The organism is uncultured Marinobacter sp., assembly GCF_947259545.1.
Classification (GTDB): domain Bacteria; phylum Pseudomonadota; class Gammaproteobacteria; order Pseudomonadales; family Oleiphilaceae; genus Marinobacter.
This window is the reverse complement of sequence record NZ_CAMYMK010000002.1, coordinates 433,393-452,691: the sequence shown is the minus strand read 5'-3', so window position 1 is coordinate 452,691 and position 19,299 is coordinate 433,393. Positions and strand designations below refer to the sequence as shown.

The window sequence follows — 19,299 nt, the reverse complement described above, 5'->3', positions numbered from 1 at the left end:
AGGCGCCCCGGCAGGTAACTCCCCATCCGACGGAGACAACCATTGTGGAATTCCAGTTTCAGTTTGACTGGCAAGCGGCCATCAATTCCATCCCCTACCTGCTAAAAGGGGTTCCCTACACTCTGCTGATCTCGTTTGGCGGCCTCGCCATCGGCTTTGTGCTGGGCATTATTTTCGGCCTCCTGAGTATCAACAAGAAATGGTTCCTGCGCTGGCCGGCAACCGCCTACATCGAAATATTCCGCGGCACCCCCATCCTGGTTCAGGTGCTGTTTATCTTCTACGGTCTGCCCGACCTGATTGGCAATCCGATTGACCCACTGACTGCTGGCATCGCAGCCATCGCCCTCAACTCCGGCGCCTATATCTCGGAAGTGGTGCGCGGCGGCGTCCAGTCAATCGACAAGGGCCAGACCGAGGCAGGCCTGTCACTGGGTCTCTCCCGATCCCAGACGTTCTGGTCCATCATCTGGCCCCAGGCATTCCGGCGGATGATACCCCCGCTCGGCAACCAGGCGATTGTCAGCATCAAAGATACCTCCCTGTTCTCAGTCATCGGTGTCGGTGAACTGGTCCGCCAGGGTCAGGTTTATATTGCCAACACCTTTACGGCCTTCGAGGTCTACTTTGTGGTGGCCTGCCTCTACCTGATGATCACCCTCTCCCTCTCACTACTGCTACGACTCCTTGAGCGTCGCGGGCTGGCTTCTGTCTGAAGGAAAGGTACCCATGACACAAATTGTGCAAATGAAGGGCATGAACAAGTACTTTGGCAAACTTCATGTTCTGAAGGACATCAACCTCACAGTGGAAGCCGGCGAGGTTGTCGTCATCATCGGGGCCAGTGGCTCCGGCAAGTCCACTCTGATTCGTTGCGTGAATGGCCTCGAGGAGTATGAATCCGGCAAACTTGTGGTCGATGGCAATGAACTCGCACCGAAAGGCGGCAACCAGAAAGCGCTGGCGGAAATCCGCAAGGAAGTGGGCATGGTGTTCCAGCAGTTCAACCTGTTCCCTCACCTGACGGTGAAAAGGAACATCATGCTGGCGCCGATGAAAGTGAAGAAGGCCTCTCAGGTAATCGCCAACGCCACCGCCGAGCGCCTGCTTAACCGCGTAGGTATCGGCAACCAGGCGGACAAGTACCCAAGCCAGCTGTCCGGCGGCCAGCAACAGCGGGTCGCCATTGCCCGGGCGCTGGCCATGGAACCACGGCTGATGTTGTTCGATGAACCCACATCAGCGCTCGACCCGGAAATGATCGGTGAAGTGCTGGACGTGATGCGTGAGCTGGCCAAAGAAGGTATGACCATGATGGTGGTGACCCACGAAATGGGCTTCGCCCGGGAAGTGGCGGATAGGGTCATTTACATTCATGAAGGCCAGATTGTCGAGGAAGGCAAACCCGGCGACGTCTTCGACAACCCGCAGAACGAGCGCACCCAGGCGTTCCTGTCCCGGGTTTTGGCGCACTAGGACCGAGGTTACAGCAGCTGGCGGAGGGCGTCGTATTCCTGCTCAATTTTGACGCGGGAGTCTTCCGCCAGGAAGCGGGCCACTTTTTTCCCCAGCAACGGCACGTCACATCGCACGTTCAGGCTGACGTGATTGGTGCAAGTCTCAGACGACCCCTGGAGTTTCATGATGCCCTGAATCTTCGCTGGCACATTTTCAATGTGCACCCGGAATTCACAGTGCCACTCGGAATCGTCCTTGCGGAACCAGTGTTCCTCCTGACGCACCTGATTCCACTCACGGTGAAAACTGGCCAGGATGCCCGGCACTTCAGCAGACGTCATCATTTCGCGTTCTATCACAAGTTTTGCCGACAGATCATCGCGTTTCAGTTCCACAACACGCACCTTGCGGGAACCCAGCTTCCGGTTTTTCTCGATGATGCGGCTCTCGTCGAAGAAGGCGCCCAGCACATGCTCAAGGCCCGCCTCGTAAGGATGTTTCAGCTCCAGTTCCATAACGGCCTCCAAAAAGTATAGGGAGATTGTTACGGGGGCGGTGCCTGCAAACATTGGCCGTCAGGTCAGGTCCTGATGGCTGCGTAGCCAGAGTGATACAGGTCACACTTTAGCGCCCCGTGTCGCTCACGACGTTGACGAATGAGCCGGCCAGGACACTGGCAGGCCGCACCTCGGCCAAGTATCATGGTGAACCTTTTGATTCATCAGCTACCGATCCCTTTACCGGGCCGATAGGAGACTCACAGATGCGCAACGCCGATCTCGTCGCACGGGACCTCAAATCCGTCTGGCATCCCTGCACCCAGATGAAAGACCACGAAACCCTGCCGCTGATTCCGGTGAAACGGGGCGAAGGGGTCTGGCTGGAAGATTTCGAGAACAACCGCTACATCGATGCCGTCAGCTCCTGGTGGGTCAACCTCTTCGGCCACGCCAACCCGCGCATCAACGCGGCCATCCAGGAACAGATCGGAAAGCTCGAGCACGTGATCCTGGCAGGTTTCAGCCACGAGCCCGTGGTCAACCTGTCAGAGCGCCTGATTGAAGTCACCCCTCCGGGCCTCAATAAATGCTTCTATGCCGATAACGGCTCGTCCGCCATCGAAGCCGCGCTGAAGATGAGCTACCACTACTGGAAAAACCAGGGCAAGCCCGGCAAGAAGAATTTCGTCAATCTTGGCAACAGCTACCATGGCGAAACCCTCGGTGCCCTGGCACTTGGCGATGTTGCGCTTTACAAGGACACCTACCAGCCGCTTCTGATGGAGGTGCTCACCGCACCTTCTCCGGATGCCTGGAACAAGGAAGCGGGCGAAACCGACGAGGAATACGCCCTGCGTCAGTTCGAGGCCATGGACAAGCTGCTCGCCGAGAAGCACGAGGAAATCTGTGCCGTCGTGGTGGAACCACTGATTCAGTGTGCCGGTGGCATGCGCATGCACCATCCCGTGTATCACACCAAATTGCGGGAAGCCTGCAACCGTTACGGTGTGCACCTGATTGCTGACGAGATTGCCGTTGGCTTCGGCCGCACCGGCACCATGTTCGCCTGCGAACAGGCAGACATCACGCCGGATTTCATGTGTCTGTCGAAAGGACTGACGGCGGGTTACCTGCCGCTGTCCGTGGTGCTGACCACCGATGACGTGTACCAGGCATTCTACGACGATTACGAGACGTTGCGGGCGTTTCTCCACTCCCACAGTTACACCGGCAACCCCATTGGCTGTGCGGTCGCCCTGGCCACCCTGGATATCTTCCGGGATGACAACGTCATCGAGAACAACAAGCGCCTGTCCGCATGCATGGCGGACTCGGTGGCCCACCTGGCAGATCACCCGAACGTAGGCGGCATCCGCCAGCACGGTATGACACTGGCCGTGGAGATGGTCAAGAACAAGGCCGACAAGACTCCGTTCCCCTGGCAGGAACGACGCGGCATCAAGGTCTACCAACACGCCCTCACACGCCAGGCCCTGCTTCGTCCGCTGGGTAACGTGGTGTATTTCATGCCTCCGTACATCATTACCGAGGAGCAGATCCGCCACCTCGGTCAGGTGGCGACCGAAGGTATTGAGATCGCCGTCAGGGACTGAGCATGCGCGTTCCGAGAATCTACACCCGCTCGCCACTGAGTGACGGCAGCACAACCGCGCTGGACGAAAACGCCGCCCAGCACGTTGGCCGGGTGCTGCGTATGCAGCCCGGCCAGGCACTGCGACTGTTCAATGGCGACGGCAACGACTACCCTGCCACTATCACCAATGCCAACAAGAAACAGGTCGATGTCCAGGTAGGAACCCCGGTCGCGAACGCCACCGAATCCTCACTGGACATCGTCCTTGGCCAGACCCTCTCCAAGGGCGACCGCATGGACTATGCTGTGCAGAAAGCCGTGGAAATGGGAGTGACCCGCATCGTCCCCCTCACAACGGAACGCTGCGATGTAAAGCTCAAAGGTGACCGTGAGGAAAAACGCCTGCGCCACTGGCAGTCAGTCGCCATCAGCGCCGCCGAACAATGCGGCCGGGCCCGTGTGCCGGAGATTCTCCCGGTCATGACCCTGGCGCAATGGTTTGAACACACCGGGGACTGCGACCTGAGGCTGGTACTGCACCACCGCACGGAACAGTCCCTCGATTCCATGAACCAACCCTCTCGCGTCGCCCTGATGATCGGTCCGGAAGGGGGCCTGAGCCCTGAAGAAATAGCGGAAGCTGAAAACAGCGGCTTCCTGCCGGTTGCTCTCGGGCCGCGGGTACTGCGAACAGAAACCGCTCCGATCGCCGCCATGGCCCTGTGTCAGTGGCTCTGGGGCGACATCGGCAGCTGAGCACACCGACTGTGACGCCGCCTTTGCCTGGCTTATCAGTCATTGACAGGACGCGGGCTGACAAACATTATCGCTGTCGAGCAGAAGAACTGTTGAGGACAACTCCGTGATTTGAGCTGCGTTACGGGGAGGATTCTCCAAAACTGTGCGGAGCCATGGATGGCGGAGCCCAAGCGCCACATGGACGTGCCTGAGCGTGTTTTGGAGAATTCTCCCCGTAACGTAGCCGGAACCAAAACACCAACAACGAACAAACGCGAGTACCGGATGACAAGTCTGTTTACCAATCCCGAATTCTGGCAATACCTAAGCATCCCAGTCATTGCCGCGCTGATCGGCTGGAGCACCAACTGGCTTGCCATCAAAATGACATTTTACCCCCTGGAATTTATCGGCAAACCACCGTTACTCGGCTGGCAGGGCATCATCCCTTCCAAAGCCCGGAAAATGGCCGCCATCAGCGTGGACGCGACCATCTCCAAGATCGGCACCGTCGACGAAATCTTCCAGCAGATCGATCCCAAGGTGCTGGCCGCCCACATCGTGCATTCCGCCGACCCCCGCATCGAAGAATATGTCGACGAGATGATGCTGCGGGAATACCCGACATTCTGGGAAAACCTGCCTAACTCTGCGCGAAGAATGGTCTATGACAGGGTTCGCAGGGCCACCCCCCAACTGGTCGATAACCTGGTGGATGATATTTCCAACAACATCGAAGACCTGTTGGATATCAAGGGCATGGTCATTGACCGCCTTGCCAAGGACAAGAAACTGCTGAACCGCATCTTCCTGGAATGCGGCGATGCCGAGTTTCGCTTCATCGTCAATTCCGGCCTCTACTTCGGGTTCCTGTTCGGCCTGGTGCAAATGGTGGTGTGGTATTTCTACCAAAGCTGGTGGGTGCTACCGTTTTTCGGCTTGCTGGTCGGTTACGCCACCAACTGGATCGCGTTGAACGTGATTTTCCGGCCTCTGTACGAGAAGAAAATCGGGCCGATACGATTACAGGGGCTGTTCCTCAAACGCCAGAACGAAGTGGCAGAGTCCTTCTGTCACATTGTGACCCACGAAATCCTGACGGTTGGCAACATTATTAACGCCATCATTGAGGGTCCCAAAAGTGATCGCGCCCGCAATATGGTCAAGAAACACATCAAGCCGCTGGTGGATGAAACCGCGGGCCTGGGCAAGGCATTAACCCAGATGGCCTTTGGGCCAACCGGCTTCGCCACCCTGAAAAACAAGGTGGGACTTAAAGCCATCGAAATTTCCCAGTCTTCTTTCAATAACCCGATGTTCGAAAAAGACCGGGCCCAGGCGGTTAAATCCATCATGGTTGAGCGGATGATTGCCCTGTCATCGGAGGAATTCCAGGACCTGCTTCGCCCCTGCTTCCAGGAAGATGAAATCAAACTCATTCTGGTGGGCGCATTCCTGGGAATGGTTGCAGGTGCTGGCCAGTTGGTCTTCGTATTCGGCGGTGCCCTGGGCTAACCGGGGCCGTTTTTCTGTGCACAGATTAGTAACGCCTCTATACTGGCAGGTAGCGGGTACGTACCTATTGACGACCTACCGACCTGGAGGCATTGGATGCCAGGCATTTTCTCCTGGATATCAGGTTTGTTTTCGGCCACAGGGCCTGAACCCCACACTCCCGAACCAAGACTGTTCAATCCGGTAGCTGGCAAACCCTCCACCGCGGAGCAGGATTCGCTCCTGGTGCATAATCTGGAAAATCACCTTTTCTGCTGGTTGCTGGACTCGCCACCTTCCGCACTCAAAACCAGCAACCCTGAAATCGCGCCGTTACTGGAGCAGCTTGAACAACGCCTGCACGATCAGTCCCTGGAAGAATTGCCACGCCAGCCGCTGACACTCCCGATGCTCATGCGAGCGCTGTCAGACGAGTTGTCAGACCGCCATCAGGTGACCGAGATCATACTCAGCGATCCGTCCCTCACTGACCAACTGCTGCAGATCGCCAACAGCCCCTATTTCAAGCCCGGCGATCAAACCATCGAATCCGTGGACCACGCGGTGTTTGTGCTGGGCATTGACGGTATCCGGAATGTCATTTCAGCAGCGGTTCTGCGGCCAATGATGGCTGCCCGGAACAGCCGAGAGGCCCTGTTTGCGCAACGGGTCTGGCGCTGGGGGCTGGCATGCGCCCGCTCGGCGGAACTCATCGCCAAAATACAGGGGCAGGACACCAGCGCGCACTTTATGGTGGGGCTCCTTCCGGCGTTGTCCTACATCACGCTACGAAGGGAAATACATCGTATTTACCTCGCCAACGGGCACAGGGAGGAACCGGAACCGGCCGTGATCCGGCATGCGCTGGCCCGCTACCACTGGACAACCACCCAACTGCTGGCCAATGACTGGAACCTTCCCCCCAAATACCACGCCTACCTGCTGGCCGCCGAGCGCCCCGCCCCCGAGCAGCAACATACTCCGTTGAATGACGGCATGATCCTGGGGACCCGTGAAGCGCTCCGTCATGCCCACCAGCGTAATTTGGCGGAAGAGAAACTTCTCAGCCTGATTCGTCTGGATGAGGAGCAGTTTGCGTCGGTTCGCAAAGCGCTGCTCCGAATGCTGGAAAACAGCAACTCCCCCGCCTGACCGTGAGCCCTCACCGATCAGGCGTTGCTTTCTCCTCGCCCGGTGCTCAGCAGTTCGGCAAAGGTAACCGAGTCATCGGCTGCGGAGCGATACCGCAGCCCCTCCGGAATCACCGGCGGCAGGCGATCAACCACCCGATCCTCATCGTGTCGAACAGCCTCCAGTACATTGCCGACCGAAATAAGGTCGAGTGACCGTCCCGGCGTCAATTGATCCCCCTGTTTACCGGCCAACGTCAGAAAACCTGCCCGAATGAGCTTGTCACTGACCCCTCGGGTGACTTCCCCCGGCACCCTCAACTGCTGCTCCAACGACTCCTGCTGAGGCGCCGGCTTACCTTCGCTAAACGGTTTGGCAACCAGCCACATCAACGTCAGGGCCACTTTTTCCTGCAGTTCAGGAGATAACTGCACCTTATGACGCTTGGCCACGGACCCGGGATTCTGCATGTAGAACGACAAGCTGGCGCCCAGTAGCAAGATCATCCAGTTGAGATAAATCCAGATCAGCAGAATGATACCGATGGCAAAACTGGAATAGATAGCCTCATATTTGGCGGAACCCGCCACGAAGGAGGCGAACAGCATCCCCGCAGCCTGCCAGGATACCCCTGCCACCAGACCACCGATAAAGGCATAACGCAATTTGACCCGGGTGTTGGGGATAAAGACATACACGAAGGTGAATGCCCCCACCACCAGGAAGAATGGCGTAAACCGACTGACGACAATGATCAACGAACCAAAAGGTTCAATCTCGACCAATGTCTGCACGAATTTGGAAGAGAAAATGGTAGCCGTCGCGCCGATGGCAGACACCATCAGCAAGGGGCCAACCATGATGACGCTCAGGTAGTTACTGAACCGTTGTGCCATGGAGCGCATGTCCGGCACACGCCAGATCATGTTGAAGGAACGCTCGATTTTCTGGACCAGCGAAATCACCGTGTACACCAACAACGCCAGACCCACAGACCCGAGCACGCCAACCTTTATATTGTCGACAAAACTCAGAATCTGTTCGGCAATCTGCACCCCTTGCGGCCCCATGGGGTCAAAGAACTGGAACAGGAATGGCTCCAGCTTCTGGTGCACTCCCAGGGCCTTGAGCACCGAGAAGCTCAGAGCCAGCAGCGGCACTATGCTGAGCAGCGTGGTGTACACCAGGCTCATGGAATGCAGTGTCAGGTTGCCACTGATCACATCGCGGATCAGTGCGTACAAGCTACGCCCGGTTTTATAGAGCCAGGTCCACGGCCACTTCTGGGGTGGATTGGGATTGGCAAGAATCCACTTTTCCGCGGCATAAAGCCGGTCTTTTAACTGAAAGGAAGCCACATAACATCCTGTTTTTCAGAGTAGTGCTCAAAGTATGGGCAGTTCGCCCCAAGTTTCAACACTATGCCCAATATTCTCTGCCTCGTATGTCTCACAGGGCCTCATAATATCAATATAGCATTATGATACTTCTACTTATGCCTTTCTGTGTGTATAAAGCCCTCCTCCGACCAACCCGATCAACGCAGACAGGTGCTTCATTATGCGGTTGAAGAATCTTTTCAGCATCCTGGCCATGACCATCCTCATGCCCGGACAAGCCTTGGCAACCAACGGCTATTTCAAACTCGGCTATGGCACCATCAGTTCGGGCATGGCTGGCGCCACCACCGCGCTTTCCCAGGACAGCATTGCCGCCGCTACAAACCCTGCTGGCATGGCTTTTATTGGCAACCGAGTGGACGGTGGCGTGGAACTGTTCTCACCGCGCAGAGAATTCACCGTAGAGGGTGGCGTGGCTGAACCTCCCGAGGGAACTTTCTACCTCGCACCGGGAACGCGAAAAAGCCGCAACAATCTCTTCGCCATTCCGCACTTTGGTGTAAACCGGCAGGTTGGTAACGACCACGCTCTCGGCATTTCGATATTTGCCAATGGTGGCATGAACACCGAATACAGTGGAGAGAATGGAGGGGTATTTGGCGCAGGCACGGCAGGCGTCAATCTGGAACAGCTTTTCATTGCGCCCACTTGGTCGTGGAAATTCGCCGATAACCAGGCCATTGGCTTTTCTCCGATGATCGCCTATCAGCGTTTCAAGGCCGAGGGATTGGCCAGTTTTGGTGCTTTCTCCGCTAACCCGGATGCCTTGAGCAACCAGGGAACCGACGAAGCCTGGGGTTATGGTTTTCAGATCGGCTGGCAGGGAGAGCTATCTGAAAACCTGCGCGGTGGCCTGAGTTGGCGAACGATCCTGGAAATGGAGGAATTCAACAAGTACGAAGGCCTGTTTGCCAAGCAGGGTGATTTCGATATGCCACAGATGTTCACCGCAGGGCTTGCCTGGTCAGGTATTGAGGATCATTGGATCGCGATCGACCTGCAACACATCCGCTACAGCGAGATCAACAGCGTAGGCAACCCCTTCCAGCCCAATATACAAACTGCCCGCCTTGGGGACGATGATGGAGCAGGCTTTGGCTGGGATGACATGACTATTGTGAAACTCGGCTGGCAATGGCAACAGAGCAACGCTCACACCTGGCGTGCAGGTGTGAGCTACGGTAATCAACCGATCCCCGATGAGGAGGTGTTGTTCAACATTCTGGCCCCGGCGGTTCCGGAGTGGCACTTTACCGGCGGCTTCACCCACCGCTTCAGCGAGGATCTCGAGGTGTCCGGCATGGCCTTCTACACGCCCGAGGAAAAACTGAAGGGCGAGAATCCGCTCGGCCCCGGTCAAACCATAGAGCTGAGTATGTACCAGTTCGGACTCTCGGCGAGCCTGGGCTATACCTTCTGACTCTCAGCAAGGGCCAGTCCACTCAGTTGGTAACATAGTGCCGGCGTGTCCAGCCCCGCATGTCATCAAGCCGCTCGAGTCGGTCGGCGGCTTCGTTCAGCGTGGATGTTATGGGGTATTCACCCTCAAGCATACCGGCAAAGCGAATGGTCATCAGGTCCCAGAAGCGTTTCATTTCAGGAATGTTGGGCATGATTTCACCACGGCTGGCGGAGCGGAATGTGTGATCGATGAACGGGTCTGCACTGAGGGATTCCACGACGTCCAGGTGGGCCACAGCGCCCAGTGGCTTGTCGTCATTCACCGCGTGCAGGCCGTCATTCGTCAGCAGGTAGTCTTCCAGGAAACGCCGGGCCAGCTCGTGATTGGTGGAAACCGCACTGACTCCAGCTGACAGCACCCCTACAAAGGGCTTGCCAGGTTCACCCGTGACGGTGGGCACATCGGCAATGCCAACATTGATGCCGGCGTCCCGTACTTCACTCCAGGCCCAGGGGCCATTAATGATCATGGCCGTCTTGCCAGCCTTGAAGCCGTCCATCATGGACCCGTAGTCCGCATCTTTCGCTAACACACCGGAATCCAGCATATTCTTGATGCCTTTCACCGCGCCGACAGCGCCACCGGTAGCCACTCCCACATCGGACAGGTCATAGACCTGGTTATCCACGCCAAAACTGTACCCCCCGGAACCGGCAAATACCGGCCAGGAAAAGTACACGTTCTTGTAATCCCATGAGATGGTTTCAATACCCCGGGCACTGAGGCGACGATGCTCGGCTTTGACTTCCTTCAGGGTAGAGGGCGGATTTGTTACGAGATCCTTGTTATAGAGGAGGCTGACCACCTCCAGTGCAATCGGATAGCCATACACCCGTTCACCCACGGAAACCGCCTGCCAGGCGAAGGGAGCTATGGCCGCACGGACCTGCTCTGAGGGTTCAATAGGCCGCAGATGCCCCTCATTGATCCAGCTACCAAAGCGATCATGTGGCCAGATCACAATATCCGGCGCCTTTGAGGAATAGCCGTAGTGATCATACTCGGACGTGAGATCATCCGGGGTTTCCACGGTGACCGGGATACCGGTTTCCGCTTCGAAGCGCCGGCCTACTTCGGCCAGGCCCTGATGCCCCTTGTCGGAGTTGATCCAGATAAGCAGTTCATTGCGTTCGAAAGCCAGAGCCGGCATAGAAAAGAGAATGGCAGAAAGCGCAAGAGCCAGGATGGGTCTGATCATAGGTATCGCCCTGTTGTTATTGTTGGAGCGTTAGTGAAACTTATGCCCTAACTTGGGGCATTTCACAGGCAGTGTAAGCAACAGGGAACGGCAGCCGCGTCATACGGCTACCATTTTTTAGGGGGTGAGTAAGGGGGGAGTACCCGATCAATCAGACCGAGGACAGATTACGTGCCGTAATCTCAACAATCCTCTGCCTTGCCTCCCGGCTCGCCCAGGCAGAGTGTGGAGTCACAATCAGGTTGGGTATATCGTCCGCCAGCAGCGGATTGCCATGGCGCGGAGGTTCCTCGGTCAGCACATCAAAGCCGGCGCCAGCGATGGTTCCGGCTCGCAGTGCGTCCGCCAGCGCCTGTTCATCCACCAGCCCGCCCCGGGAGGTGTTGATCAGCAGCGCATCACGCTTCATTTTCCTCAGTTCGGTGGCGCCGATAAGATTGCGGGTTTCATCCGTCAGCAGACAATGCAGCGACAGCACATCCACCTGCGGCAGCAACTCGTCCATTGGTATCCGGGGATACCCATCCACTTCGCCCTGCTCCTGCCCGGGGCGTGCGCCCAGCAGAATTTTCATACCAAAGGCCCGGGCCCGCTCAGCGACACCCTGCCCCAGATCGCCATAGCCGACAATGCCCAGGGTCCGCCCTTCCAACTCCATGATTGGATGATCCATCAGGCAGAACATCGAACTTCGCCCCCATCGCCCGGCCCGCACGTCCCGGTCGTAGTCCAGCAGGCGCGTGGCCAGCGCCAGCATCAGCGCCATGGTGTGCTGAGCCACGGTGGAGCGGCCGTAGTTGGTGACATTCATCACCCGGATACCATGCTCTTTGGCAGCGGTCTGGTCGATATTATTGAGTCCGGTCGCCACCACGGCTATGGTTTTAAGTTCCGGGCAGGCCTCAAAGTGTTCGCGGTTGAGCACGACCTTGTTCACGACGACGGTGTCGAAGCCACGAATCCGTTCAAGCACCTGTTCCGGTGTTGTCCGTTCATGCTTCACGAGGCCCCCGGTAACGGTTTCAATGGGCGTCAGATCGACGTCTTTACCGAGGGTATCGGCATCGAGGAAAACCGCTTTCATTCGTTTCTCCTTAACCAAGAAAGCCACAGATTAAGATAGACTGAGAAAAACCTCCAATTGTAAGGATGGGTAAACGATGGAACATGAATTCTGGCACGAGCGCTGGGCGAAGAAGGAAATAGGCTTCCACGAAGGGACGATCAACAGCTACCTTCACGACCACTGGCCAGAGCTGGCGGGCAACGGCACGCCGGCAGTCTTCATTCCGCTCTGCGGCAAGGCACACGATATGTGGTGGCTGCACGATCGCGGCCATCCGATCATCGGTGTGGAACTGAGCGACATCGCCTGCAAGGACTTTTTTGAGGAAGCTGGAGAGAAAGCCATGGTTCGACCGGGTGAGCCGTTCACCCGTTTCAAGCACGACAATCTGGAGCTCTGGTGCGGCGATTTTTTCCAGCTGGTCCCCGATGACCTGAAACACATCCGCCTGGTCTACGACCGCGCCGCACTGATCGCCCTGCCTCCGAAAATGCGCAAGGAGTATGTTGAACACCTGACGGCAGTCATCCCCGACGGTACCCGAATCCTGCTGATCACCCTGGACTACGACACCGAGATCAAGGGGCCGCCATTCAACGTCAGCGACGAGGAGGTTCGGGAGCTGTATTCCGATGACTACGACATCGAACACATCCTGACCAACACGCTGGCCAAGGATCATCCGTTTACCAAGCGGAAGGGGTTGGCTGGGGCCACGGAGAGTGTGTTTCGGCTTGTCAAAAAGTAGCCTTCTGGTACCCGGGATCGGCGGCTACGGGGGGTACCCTTTTTGAAAATGGCCGCTTGAACTCGCTTCGCTCAGACAGGCGGTCATTTGAAAAAAGGGTACCCCCCATATCCGCCTCGTCTGACCTGTTCCGTTTACTCGCTATTCTTTGAACTTCAAGCCCTTCGTCAGCCACTTTCCGTCCTTTTGTCCGGCTTACCACCTTGGTCGATGGGAGTATGGGGAGAGGTCTTTCTAAAAAACTCCGCCTGTCTGAGCGCAGCGAGTTCAAGCGGAGTTTTTTAGAAAGACCTCCCCCCGTGCTCCCTCCCCCAAAAAACCAAAACACAACACAAATTAATGAACCGATACCATAAACAGGCTGTCCAAGTTTCCGAGCGTGAACTAAGCTCTAGGTAACCAAACCGAAATCGGTCGCACACCGTAAATCGGTTTGGAGTATCCATTTCTTCCACTAATAACCAGATACACCGCCCAGATTGGCGGAGCCAACTGCAACGGGGATATTGCGTGAACTGAAAGCTGAAGACCAGCGAGCGAGGGGCCATCTATGAGCATTGTGCAGCACTTCAAAGACCGGTATGAATCAACTCAGGAGGAGGAATACTCCCTTGAGGAATACCTGGAGATCTGCAAAAAGGACCCAACGGCATACGCCACTGCCGCGGAGAGGATGTTACTGGCCATTGGCGAGCCAGAGTTGATAGACACTTCCCGTGACTCGCGACTGTCACGCATTTTTTCCAACAAGGTTATCAAACGGTACCCCGAATTCTCCGATTTCTACGGCATGGAAGAAGCCGTGGAAAACATTGTGTCATTCTTCCGCCACGCCGCTCAGGGCCTGGAGGAGAAGAAACAGATTCTTTATTTGCTGGGCCCGGTCGGTGGCGGTAAATCGTCATTGGCGGAGAAGCTCAAGTTTCTGATGCAGAAAGTCCCCTTCTATGCCATCAAGGGATCACCGGTAAACGAATCCCCCCTCGGTCTGTTTGATCCGGGCGAGGATGGGCCGATTCTGGAAGAAGATTACGGCATTCCCCTTAGGTACCTGCAAAACATCATGTCACCTTGGGCGGTTAAGCGCCTGCACGAGTACGGCGGTGACATCAGCCAGTTCAGGGTGGTGAAGAAATATCCGTCGGTCCTCGACCAGATTGGCGTCTCCAAGACCGAGCCCGGTGATGACAATAACCAGGATATTTCGGCCCTGGTGGGCAAAGTGAATATCCGCATGCTGGAGGACTTCTCCCAGGACGATCCAGATGCGTACAGCTTCAGTGGTGGTCTATGCCGGGCCAACCAGGGGTTGTTGGAGTTTGTGGAGATGTTCAAGGCGCCGATCAAGGTACTGCATCCTCTGCTGACCGCCACTCAGGAAGGCAACTACAACACCACCGAGGGTATGGGGTCGGTACCGTTTGACGGCATTATCCTGGCCCACTCCAACGAATCCGAGTGGCAGACCTTCCGCAACAACAAGCACAACGAGGCATTCCTTGACCGGGTGTACATCGTCAAGGTGCCCTACTGTGTGCGGGTATCGGAAGAGATCGAGATCTACAAAAAGCTGCTCAAGAACAGTTCACTCGCCGGCGCGCCCTGTGCACCGGACACTCTGGACATGCTGGCTCAGTTCTCGGTGCTGTCGCGCATCAAGGAGCCGGAAAACTCCAGTATCTTCTCCAAGATGCGGGTTTACGATGGCCAGAACATCAAGGATACCGACCCGAAAGCGAAATCGATGCAGGAATACCGCGATTCGGCGGGGGTCAACGAAGGCATGGACGGTCTCTCTACCCGCTTTGCGTTCAAGATTCTGTCCAAAGTGTTCAACTTCGACACCTCGGAAGTGGCGGCCAACCCGGTCCACCTGCTGTATGTCCTGGAGAAACAGATTGAGCAGGAGCAGTTCCAGCCGGAAACCCAGGAGCGCTACCTGCGCTTCATCAAGGAATTCCTGGCGCCACACTACGTCCAGTTCATCGGCAAGGAAATCCAGACCGCGTATCTGGAGAGTTACAGCGAATACGGCCAGAACCTGTTCGATCGCTATGTGACCTATGCCGACTTCTGGATTCAGGATCAGGAATACCGGGATCCGGAAACTGGCGAGATTCTCGACCGCTCTGCCATCAACGACGAGCTGGAGAAAATCGAGAAACCGGCCGGGATCAGCAACCCGAAGGACTTCCGCAACGAGGTGGTCAACTTCGTGTTGCGGGCACGGGCAAACAATCAGGGCCGCAACCCGTCCTGGCTCAGCTATGAAAAACTGCGCAGCGTGATTGAGAAGAAAATGTTCTCCAACACCGAGGACCTGCTGCCGGTTATTTCCTTCAACCCGAAAGCCAGCCAGGAAGACCAGAAGAAGCACAAGCAGTTCGTCGAGCGTATGGTCGATCGAGGCTACACGGAGAAACAGGTACGGCTGTTGGCCGAATGGTATCTGCGCGTCCGCAAGTCTCACTAATTCAGTGAAAGCTCACTGAACTGGAGTAAAACTATGGGTATGACCCACATAGTCGACCGCCGCCTGAACGGCAAAAACAAGAGCGCAGTGAACCGGGAGCGGTTCCTGCGCCGCTACCGGCATCACATCAAGAAAGCGGTGGCCGATGCAGTCCAGCGCCGCTCCATTACGGACATTGAACGCGGCGAAAAGATCAGCATTCCCTCCCGGGACATCGAGGAGCCTATTTTCCACCACGGCCAGGGGGGCAAGCGAGAGATCGTTCACCCGGGCAACAAGGAGTTCGTTGCTGGCGATACCCTGCCCAAGCCCCAGGGGGGCGGCGGCCAGGGCCAGGGTGGCGGCCAGGCCAGTCCGGATGGCGAAGGCATGGACGAATTCGCCTTCCAGATTACCCAGGAGGAGTTTCTCGATTTCCTGTTTGATGATCTGGAACTGCCCAACCTCGCCCGCAAGAAACTCAAGGACACCGAAGCGTTCAAGTATGTCCGCTCGGGGTTCACCACCCAGGGCATACCCGCCAAACTGGATGTGGTGCGCTCCCTTCGGGGGGCCCATGCCCGACGCCTTGGTTTGGGCGGTGCCCGCAAAAAGAAGATTCGCGATCTGGAAGAGCAGCTCGCCGACTTGAAGTCCGCACCGGAAGACCTGGACGCGGCGTTCAGCCATGATGATCAGATCCAGGCGCTTGAGGAGGAAATTGCGCGACTCAAAGCCAATGTGAAACGCATCCCCTTCATTGATGAAATCGACCTGCGCTACCGGCAGCACGTCAAACAGCCCAAGCCGGCCACCAGCGCGGTGATGTTCTGTCTGATGGATGTGTCCGGTTCGATGACGCAGATGCACAAGGACATCGCCAAGCGCTTCTTCATTCTCCTGTATCTGTTCCTCAAGAAGAACTACAAGAAGATTGACGTGGTCTTCATTCGCCACCACACCAGTGCCAAAGAAGTGGACGAGGAGGAGTTTTTCTACTCCCGGGAAACCGGCGGCACCATTGTGTCCAGCGCGCTGAAGCTGATGCACAAGATCATTGAATCCCGTTATTCTCCGAGCGAGTGGAACATCTATGCCGCCCAGGCATCGGACGGGGATAACTGGAACGACGACTCCCCCGTGTGCAGCAAGATCCTGTCGGAAAGCCTCCTGCCTCTGGTGCAATATTTTGCCTATGTGGAGATCACCCCGCAGGATCACCAGATGCTCTGGTACGAGTACGAAAAAATACAGGAGCAGTACCCCCAGAGCTTTGCCCTGCAACAAATCGCTGATCCTGGCGAGATTTACCCCGTGTTCCGCCAGTTGTTCGAGAGGAAAGCCGCATGAGTGACATCATCGACCGCCCGAACATCCCGGACAGCCCGAATGATGATCAGCCCAACGTCAGGGAGCCGATCTCCGATAGCTCGGAATGGACCTTCGATCTGATCCGGCAATACAACGAGGAAATCGCCAAATGCGCTGAAGAATTCGGCCTGGATACCTACCCCAACCAGATTGAAGTCATCAGCGCCGAGCAGATGATGGACGCCTACAGTTCCGTGGGCATGCCCGTGGGCTATCATCACTGGTCCTTCGGCAAACAGTTCCTGAGCACCTCCAAAGGCTATCAACGCGGACAGATGGGGCTGGCCTACGAGATCGTGATCAACTCCAACCCCTGCATCGCCTACCTGATGGAGGAAAACACCCTGCCCATGCAGGCCCTGGTAATTGCCCACGCCTCATACGGACACAACTCATTCTTCAAGGGTAACTACCTGTTCCGCACCTGGACCGATGCCAGTGCAATCATCGATTACCTGGTGTTCGCCCGTCACTATGTTGCCGAGTGCGAGGAACGTTACGGGCTGGATGCGGTAGAGGAAATCCTCGATTCCTGCCATGCGCTGATGAATTATGGCGTCGACCGCTACAAGCGGCCTGCACCGATCTCGGCGGCCGAGGAAGCAAGACGCCAGAAGGAGCGGGAGGAATACCAGCAACGCCGCATCAATGATCTTTGGCGCACGATTCCCAGAATGGACGATGACGACGATCAGGTCCGTCGCAAAAAACGCTTCCCGGAGGATCCGCAGGAGAACATCCTCTATTTCATTGAGAAAAACGCCCCTTTGCTGGAAACCTGGCAACGGGAAATCATCCGCATCGTGCGAAAGCTGGCCCAGTACTTCTATCCCCAGCGCCAGACCCAGGTGATGAACGAAGGCTGGGCTTCTTTCTGGCACTACACCCTGCTGCACAGCCTGTATGAAAAAGGCCTGGTCAATGACGGCTTCATGCTGGAGTTCCTGCAAAGCCATACCGCGGTGGTCTATCAGCCACCCTTTGACAGCCCCTGGTATTCGGGCATCAACCCCTACACCCTGGGATTTTCCATTTATACGGATCTGAGGCGGATCTGTGAAAATCCCACGGACGAGGACCGTCAGTGGTTCCCGGACATCGCCGGCAGCGACTGGGTGGAAACCCTTCACTTCGCCATGAAGAACTTCAAGGACGAGAGCTTCATCCAGCAGTTCCTGTCCCCCAAGGTCATGCGGGATCTCAAACTGTTCTCGATTCAGAATGACGAAGAGGAAGATGTCTACCGCATTACCGCCATTCACGACGAGACCGGCTACCGCGCCCTGCGGGAAAAACTGGCACGTCAGTACAACCTCAGTTACCGGGAGCCGAACATCCAGGTCTGGAACGTGGACGTCAGGGGCGACCGCTCACTGACACTGCGCCATATCCCGGTCGACCGGGTTCCGCTGGGCAAGGACACCGAGGAGGTGCTTCGGCACGCCCATCGCCTGTGGGGTTTTGATGTGCACCTGGAAAGTGTCGACGAGGGCACGGTGGTAGAAGACTACCACTGCCCGCCGAAGGTTCAGGACGAAGAGGACTGACTGACCAGGAACTGCATAAGATCCACCAGCCAGGGCACCAACAACGCGGTGGCAAAAGCGGATAATGCCATCGCCAGCCCCGAGAAAGCGCCCATCTGCGGGCTGACCTGAAAGGCCCGCGCCGTTCCAATGCCATGGGCGGCAACCCCCATGGCAATCCCCCTGGCGGTGTCGTCTGTCACCCGAATCCACTCAAACAGCTTGGTCCCAAGCACCGCACCGGTGATACCGGTGATCACCACCAGCACTGCTGTCAGGGACGGCAGACCGCCGATCTTTTCCGAAATACCCATGGCCACCGGAGCCGTCGCCGATTTCGGAGCCAGGGACATCTGGATCTCGGTGGAGCCGCCGAGGAGCCAGGCCAGGCCAATGGAACTGCCGGCTGCAATCGTTACGCCACACACCAGGGAGATGGTCACCGGTAACCATAATTGTCGCAGTCTGGAGAACTGCTGGTATAACGGTACCGCAAGAGCGACAGTGGCGGGCCCCAGCAGGAAGTGCACGAATTGCCCGCCCTCGAAATAATCGTTATAGGGGGTTCCGGTCAGCACCAGCACCCCGATCAGCATCACCACCGAGGTGACGACAGGGTTCGCCAGCGGGTTGGACCGTGTCCGCAGATACAGGCGGTAGGCCAGACCGTAGGCGACCAGGGTCATGGTCAGGCCCAGCAGCGGCGATGCCGAAAGATAAACCCAGATATCCTTGAGACCGGGATCAGTCACCGTCCGGCTCCTTGCCCTGGCGGGCCCCGACCAGCCAGCGGCTGGTCAACTGCATGATCAGGGCGGTAGCCACCATGGTGATGATGGTGCTCAATAGCAGTGCCAGGGTAATCGGCACCCATTCTTCGGCAATGCGATCGAAATGGACCATCATGCCCACCCCTGCCGGAACGAACAGCAGCGAAAGGTGGCTGAGCAGAGCCGAGGAAGCCTGGTCAACCGATTCCGGTGCCTGGCCCCGGATCAGCAGGGTCACGAACAGCATGACCATGCCCAGTACCGGGCCTGGGATCGGCACCTCGAGTAATCGGACCGTGACCTCCCCCACCAGTTGGTACACCAGTAACAGCGTAATGCCATTGAGAAAATTCATGCCTGTCACTCCGGATTTCCGACCGTGCCTGAAGCC

Annotated in this window: 17 protein-coding genes; 11 read left to right on the top strand and 6 right to left on the bottom strand. The window is 56.9% G+C overall.

What is annotated here, in order from left to right; genetic code table 11:
• Positions 1-44: 44 nt before the first annotated feature.
• The gene (locus Q0Y21_RS02225) at positions 45-716 is read left to right on the top strand and encodes an amino acid ABC transporter permease (RefSeq protein ID WP_297791116.1); all 672 of its coding nucleotides are present in this window, start codon (positions 45-47) and stop codon (positions 714-716) included.
• Positions 717-729: 13 nt separating this feature from the next.
• Positions 730-1,476: an amino acid ABC transporter ATP-binding protein gene (locus tag Q0Y21_RS02220; protein WP_297791114.1), complete on the top strand. Its 747-nt coding sequence runs from the start codon at positions 730-732 to the stop codon at positions 1,474-1,476.
• Positions 1,477-1,484: 8 nt separating this feature from the next.
• Here Q0Y21_RS02220 and Q0Y21_RS02215 read toward each other — a convergent pair whose 3' ends face one another.
• Positions 1,485-1,973: a DUF2505 domain-containing protein gene (locus Q0Y21_RS02215; protein ID WP_297791112.1), complete on the bottom strand. Its 489-nt coding sequence runs from the start codon at positions 1,971-1,973 to the stop codon at positions 1,485-1,487.
• A gap of 248 nt (positions 1,974-2,221) precedes the next feature.
• On the opposite strand from Q0Y21_RS02215, the gene Q0Y21_RS02210 reads away from it, so the two are divergent.
• The 4 genes from Q0Y21_RS02210 to Q0Y21_RS02195 all read left to right on the top strand — a co-directional run bounded on the left by Q0Y21_RS02210 (position 2,222) and on the right by Q0Y21_RS02195 (position 6,936).
• Positions 2,222-3,571, top strand: a complete 1,350-nt coding sequence (locus Q0Y21_RS02210) for an adenosylmethionine--8-amino-7-oxononanoate transaminase (protein WP_297791110.1) — start codon at positions 2,222-2,224, stop codon at positions 3,569-3,571.
• A gap of 2 nt (positions 3,572-3,573) precedes the next feature.
• A complete protein-coding gene (locus tag Q0Y21_RS02205) occupies positions 3,574-4,308 on the top strand; it encodes a 16S rRNA (uracil(1498)-N(3))-methyltransferase (protein WP_297791108.1) in 735 nt (244 codons plus the stop codon).
• Between the two features lie 267 nt (positions 4,309-4,575).
• Entirely contained in the window at positions 4,576-5,805 is a 1,230-nt protein-coding gene (locus Q0Y21_RS02200) for a DUF445 family protein (RefSeq protein WP_297792480.1), read from the top strand.
• Between the two features lie 96 nt (positions 5,806-5,901).
• Positions 5,902-6,936, top strand: a complete 1,035-nt coding sequence (locus Q0Y21_RS02195) for an HDOD domain-containing protein (protein WP_297791106.1) — start codon at positions 5,902-5,904, stop codon at positions 6,934-6,936.
• A 17-nt stretch (positions 6,937-6,953) separates the two neighbouring features.
• Here the strand turns inward: Q0Y21_RS02195 and Q0Y21_RS02190 are convergent, their stop codons facing one another.
• Positions 6,954-8,273, bottom strand: coding sequence for a YihY/virulence factor BrkB family protein (locus tag Q0Y21_RS02190; RefSeq protein ID WP_297791104.1), 1,320 nt, complete (start codon positions 8,271-8,273; stop codon positions 6,954-6,956).
• Between the two features lie 202 nt (positions 8,274-8,475).
• Between Q0Y21_RS02190 and Q0Y21_RS02185 the strand changes: the two genes are divergently transcribed.
• Positions 8,476-9,735 carry an outer membrane protein transport protein gene (locus tag Q0Y21_RS02185; protein ID WP_297791102.1) on the top strand — a complete coding sequence of 420 codons (1,260 nt, stop codon included), beginning with the start codon at positions 8,476-8,478 and terminating at the stop codon, positions 9,733-9,735.
• 22 nt (positions 9,736-9,757) lie between these two features.
• Here Q0Y21_RS02185 and malE read toward each other — a convergent pair whose 3' ends face one another.
• Together malE and Q0Y21_RS02175 are read right to left on the bottom strand one after the other, a co-directional pair.
• Entirely contained in the window at positions 9,758-10,975 is a 1,218-nt protein-coding gene (gene malE / locus Q0Y21_RS02180) for a maltose/maltodextrin ABC transporter substrate-binding protein MalE (protein WP_297791100.1), read from the bottom strand.
• Between the two features lie 151 nt (positions 10,976-11,126).
• Complete coding sequence (locus tag Q0Y21_RS02175) at positions 11,127-12,059, bottom strand: D-2-hydroxyacid dehydrogenase (RefSeq protein ID WP_297791098.1); 933 nt, start codon at positions 12,057-12,059, stop codon at positions 11,127-11,129.
• Between the two features lie 76 nt (positions 12,060-12,135).
• On the opposite strand from Q0Y21_RS02175, the gene tmpT reads away from it, so the two are divergent.
• The 4 genes from tmpT (at position 12,136) to Q0Y21_RS02155 (ending at position 18,159) form a co-directional block, all read left to right on the top strand.
• Positions 12,136-12,789 carry a thiopurine S-methyltransferase gene (gene tmpT, locus Q0Y21_RS02170; protein WP_297791096.1) on the top strand — a complete coding sequence of 218 codons (654 nt, stop codon included), beginning with the start codon at positions 12,136-12,138 and terminating at the stop codon, positions 12,787-12,789.
• A gap of 550 nt (positions 12,790-13,339) precedes the next feature.
• A complete protein-coding gene (locus Q0Y21_RS02165; protein WP_297791094.1) occupies positions 13,340-15,262 on the top strand; it encodes a PrkA family serine protein kinase in 1,923 nt (640 codons plus the stop codon).
• Positions 15,263-15,295: 33 nt separating this feature from the next.
• Positions 15,296-16,591, top strand: coding sequence for a YeaH/YhbH family protein (locus tag Q0Y21_RS02160; RefSeq protein ID WP_297791092.1), 1,296 nt, complete (start codon positions 15,296-15,298; stop codon positions 16,589-16,591).
• Positions 16,588-18,159, top strand: coding sequence for a SpoVR family protein (locus Q0Y21_RS02155; protein WP_297791090.1), 1,572 nt, complete (start codon positions 16,588-16,590; stop codon positions 18,157-18,159). The genes Q0Y21_RS02160 and Q0Y21_RS02155 overlap by 4 nt, the downstream gene beginning before the upstream one ends.
• Here the strand turns inward: Q0Y21_RS02155 and Q0Y21_RS02150 are convergent.
• Both Q0Y21_RS02150 and Q0Y21_RS02145 read right to left on the bottom strand, forming a co-directional pair.
• On the bottom strand, positions 18,141-18,890 hold the full coding sequence (locus tag Q0Y21_RS02150; protein ID WP_297791088.1) for an LrgB family protein: 750 nt from the start codon (positions 18,888-18,890) through the stop codon (positions 18,141-18,143). The two genes, Q0Y21_RS02155 and Q0Y21_RS02150, sit on opposite strands and share 19 nt — an antisense overlap.
• On the bottom strand, positions 18,883-19,263 hold the full coding sequence (locus Q0Y21_RS02145) for a CidA/LrgA family protein (RefSeq protein ID WP_297791086.1): 381 nt from the start codon (positions 19,261-19,263) through the stop codon (positions 18,883-18,885). Before Q0Y21_RS02145 ends, Q0Y21_RS02150 begins: the two co-directional genes overlap by 8 nt.
• Positions 19,264-19,299 lie beyond the last annotated feature (36 nt).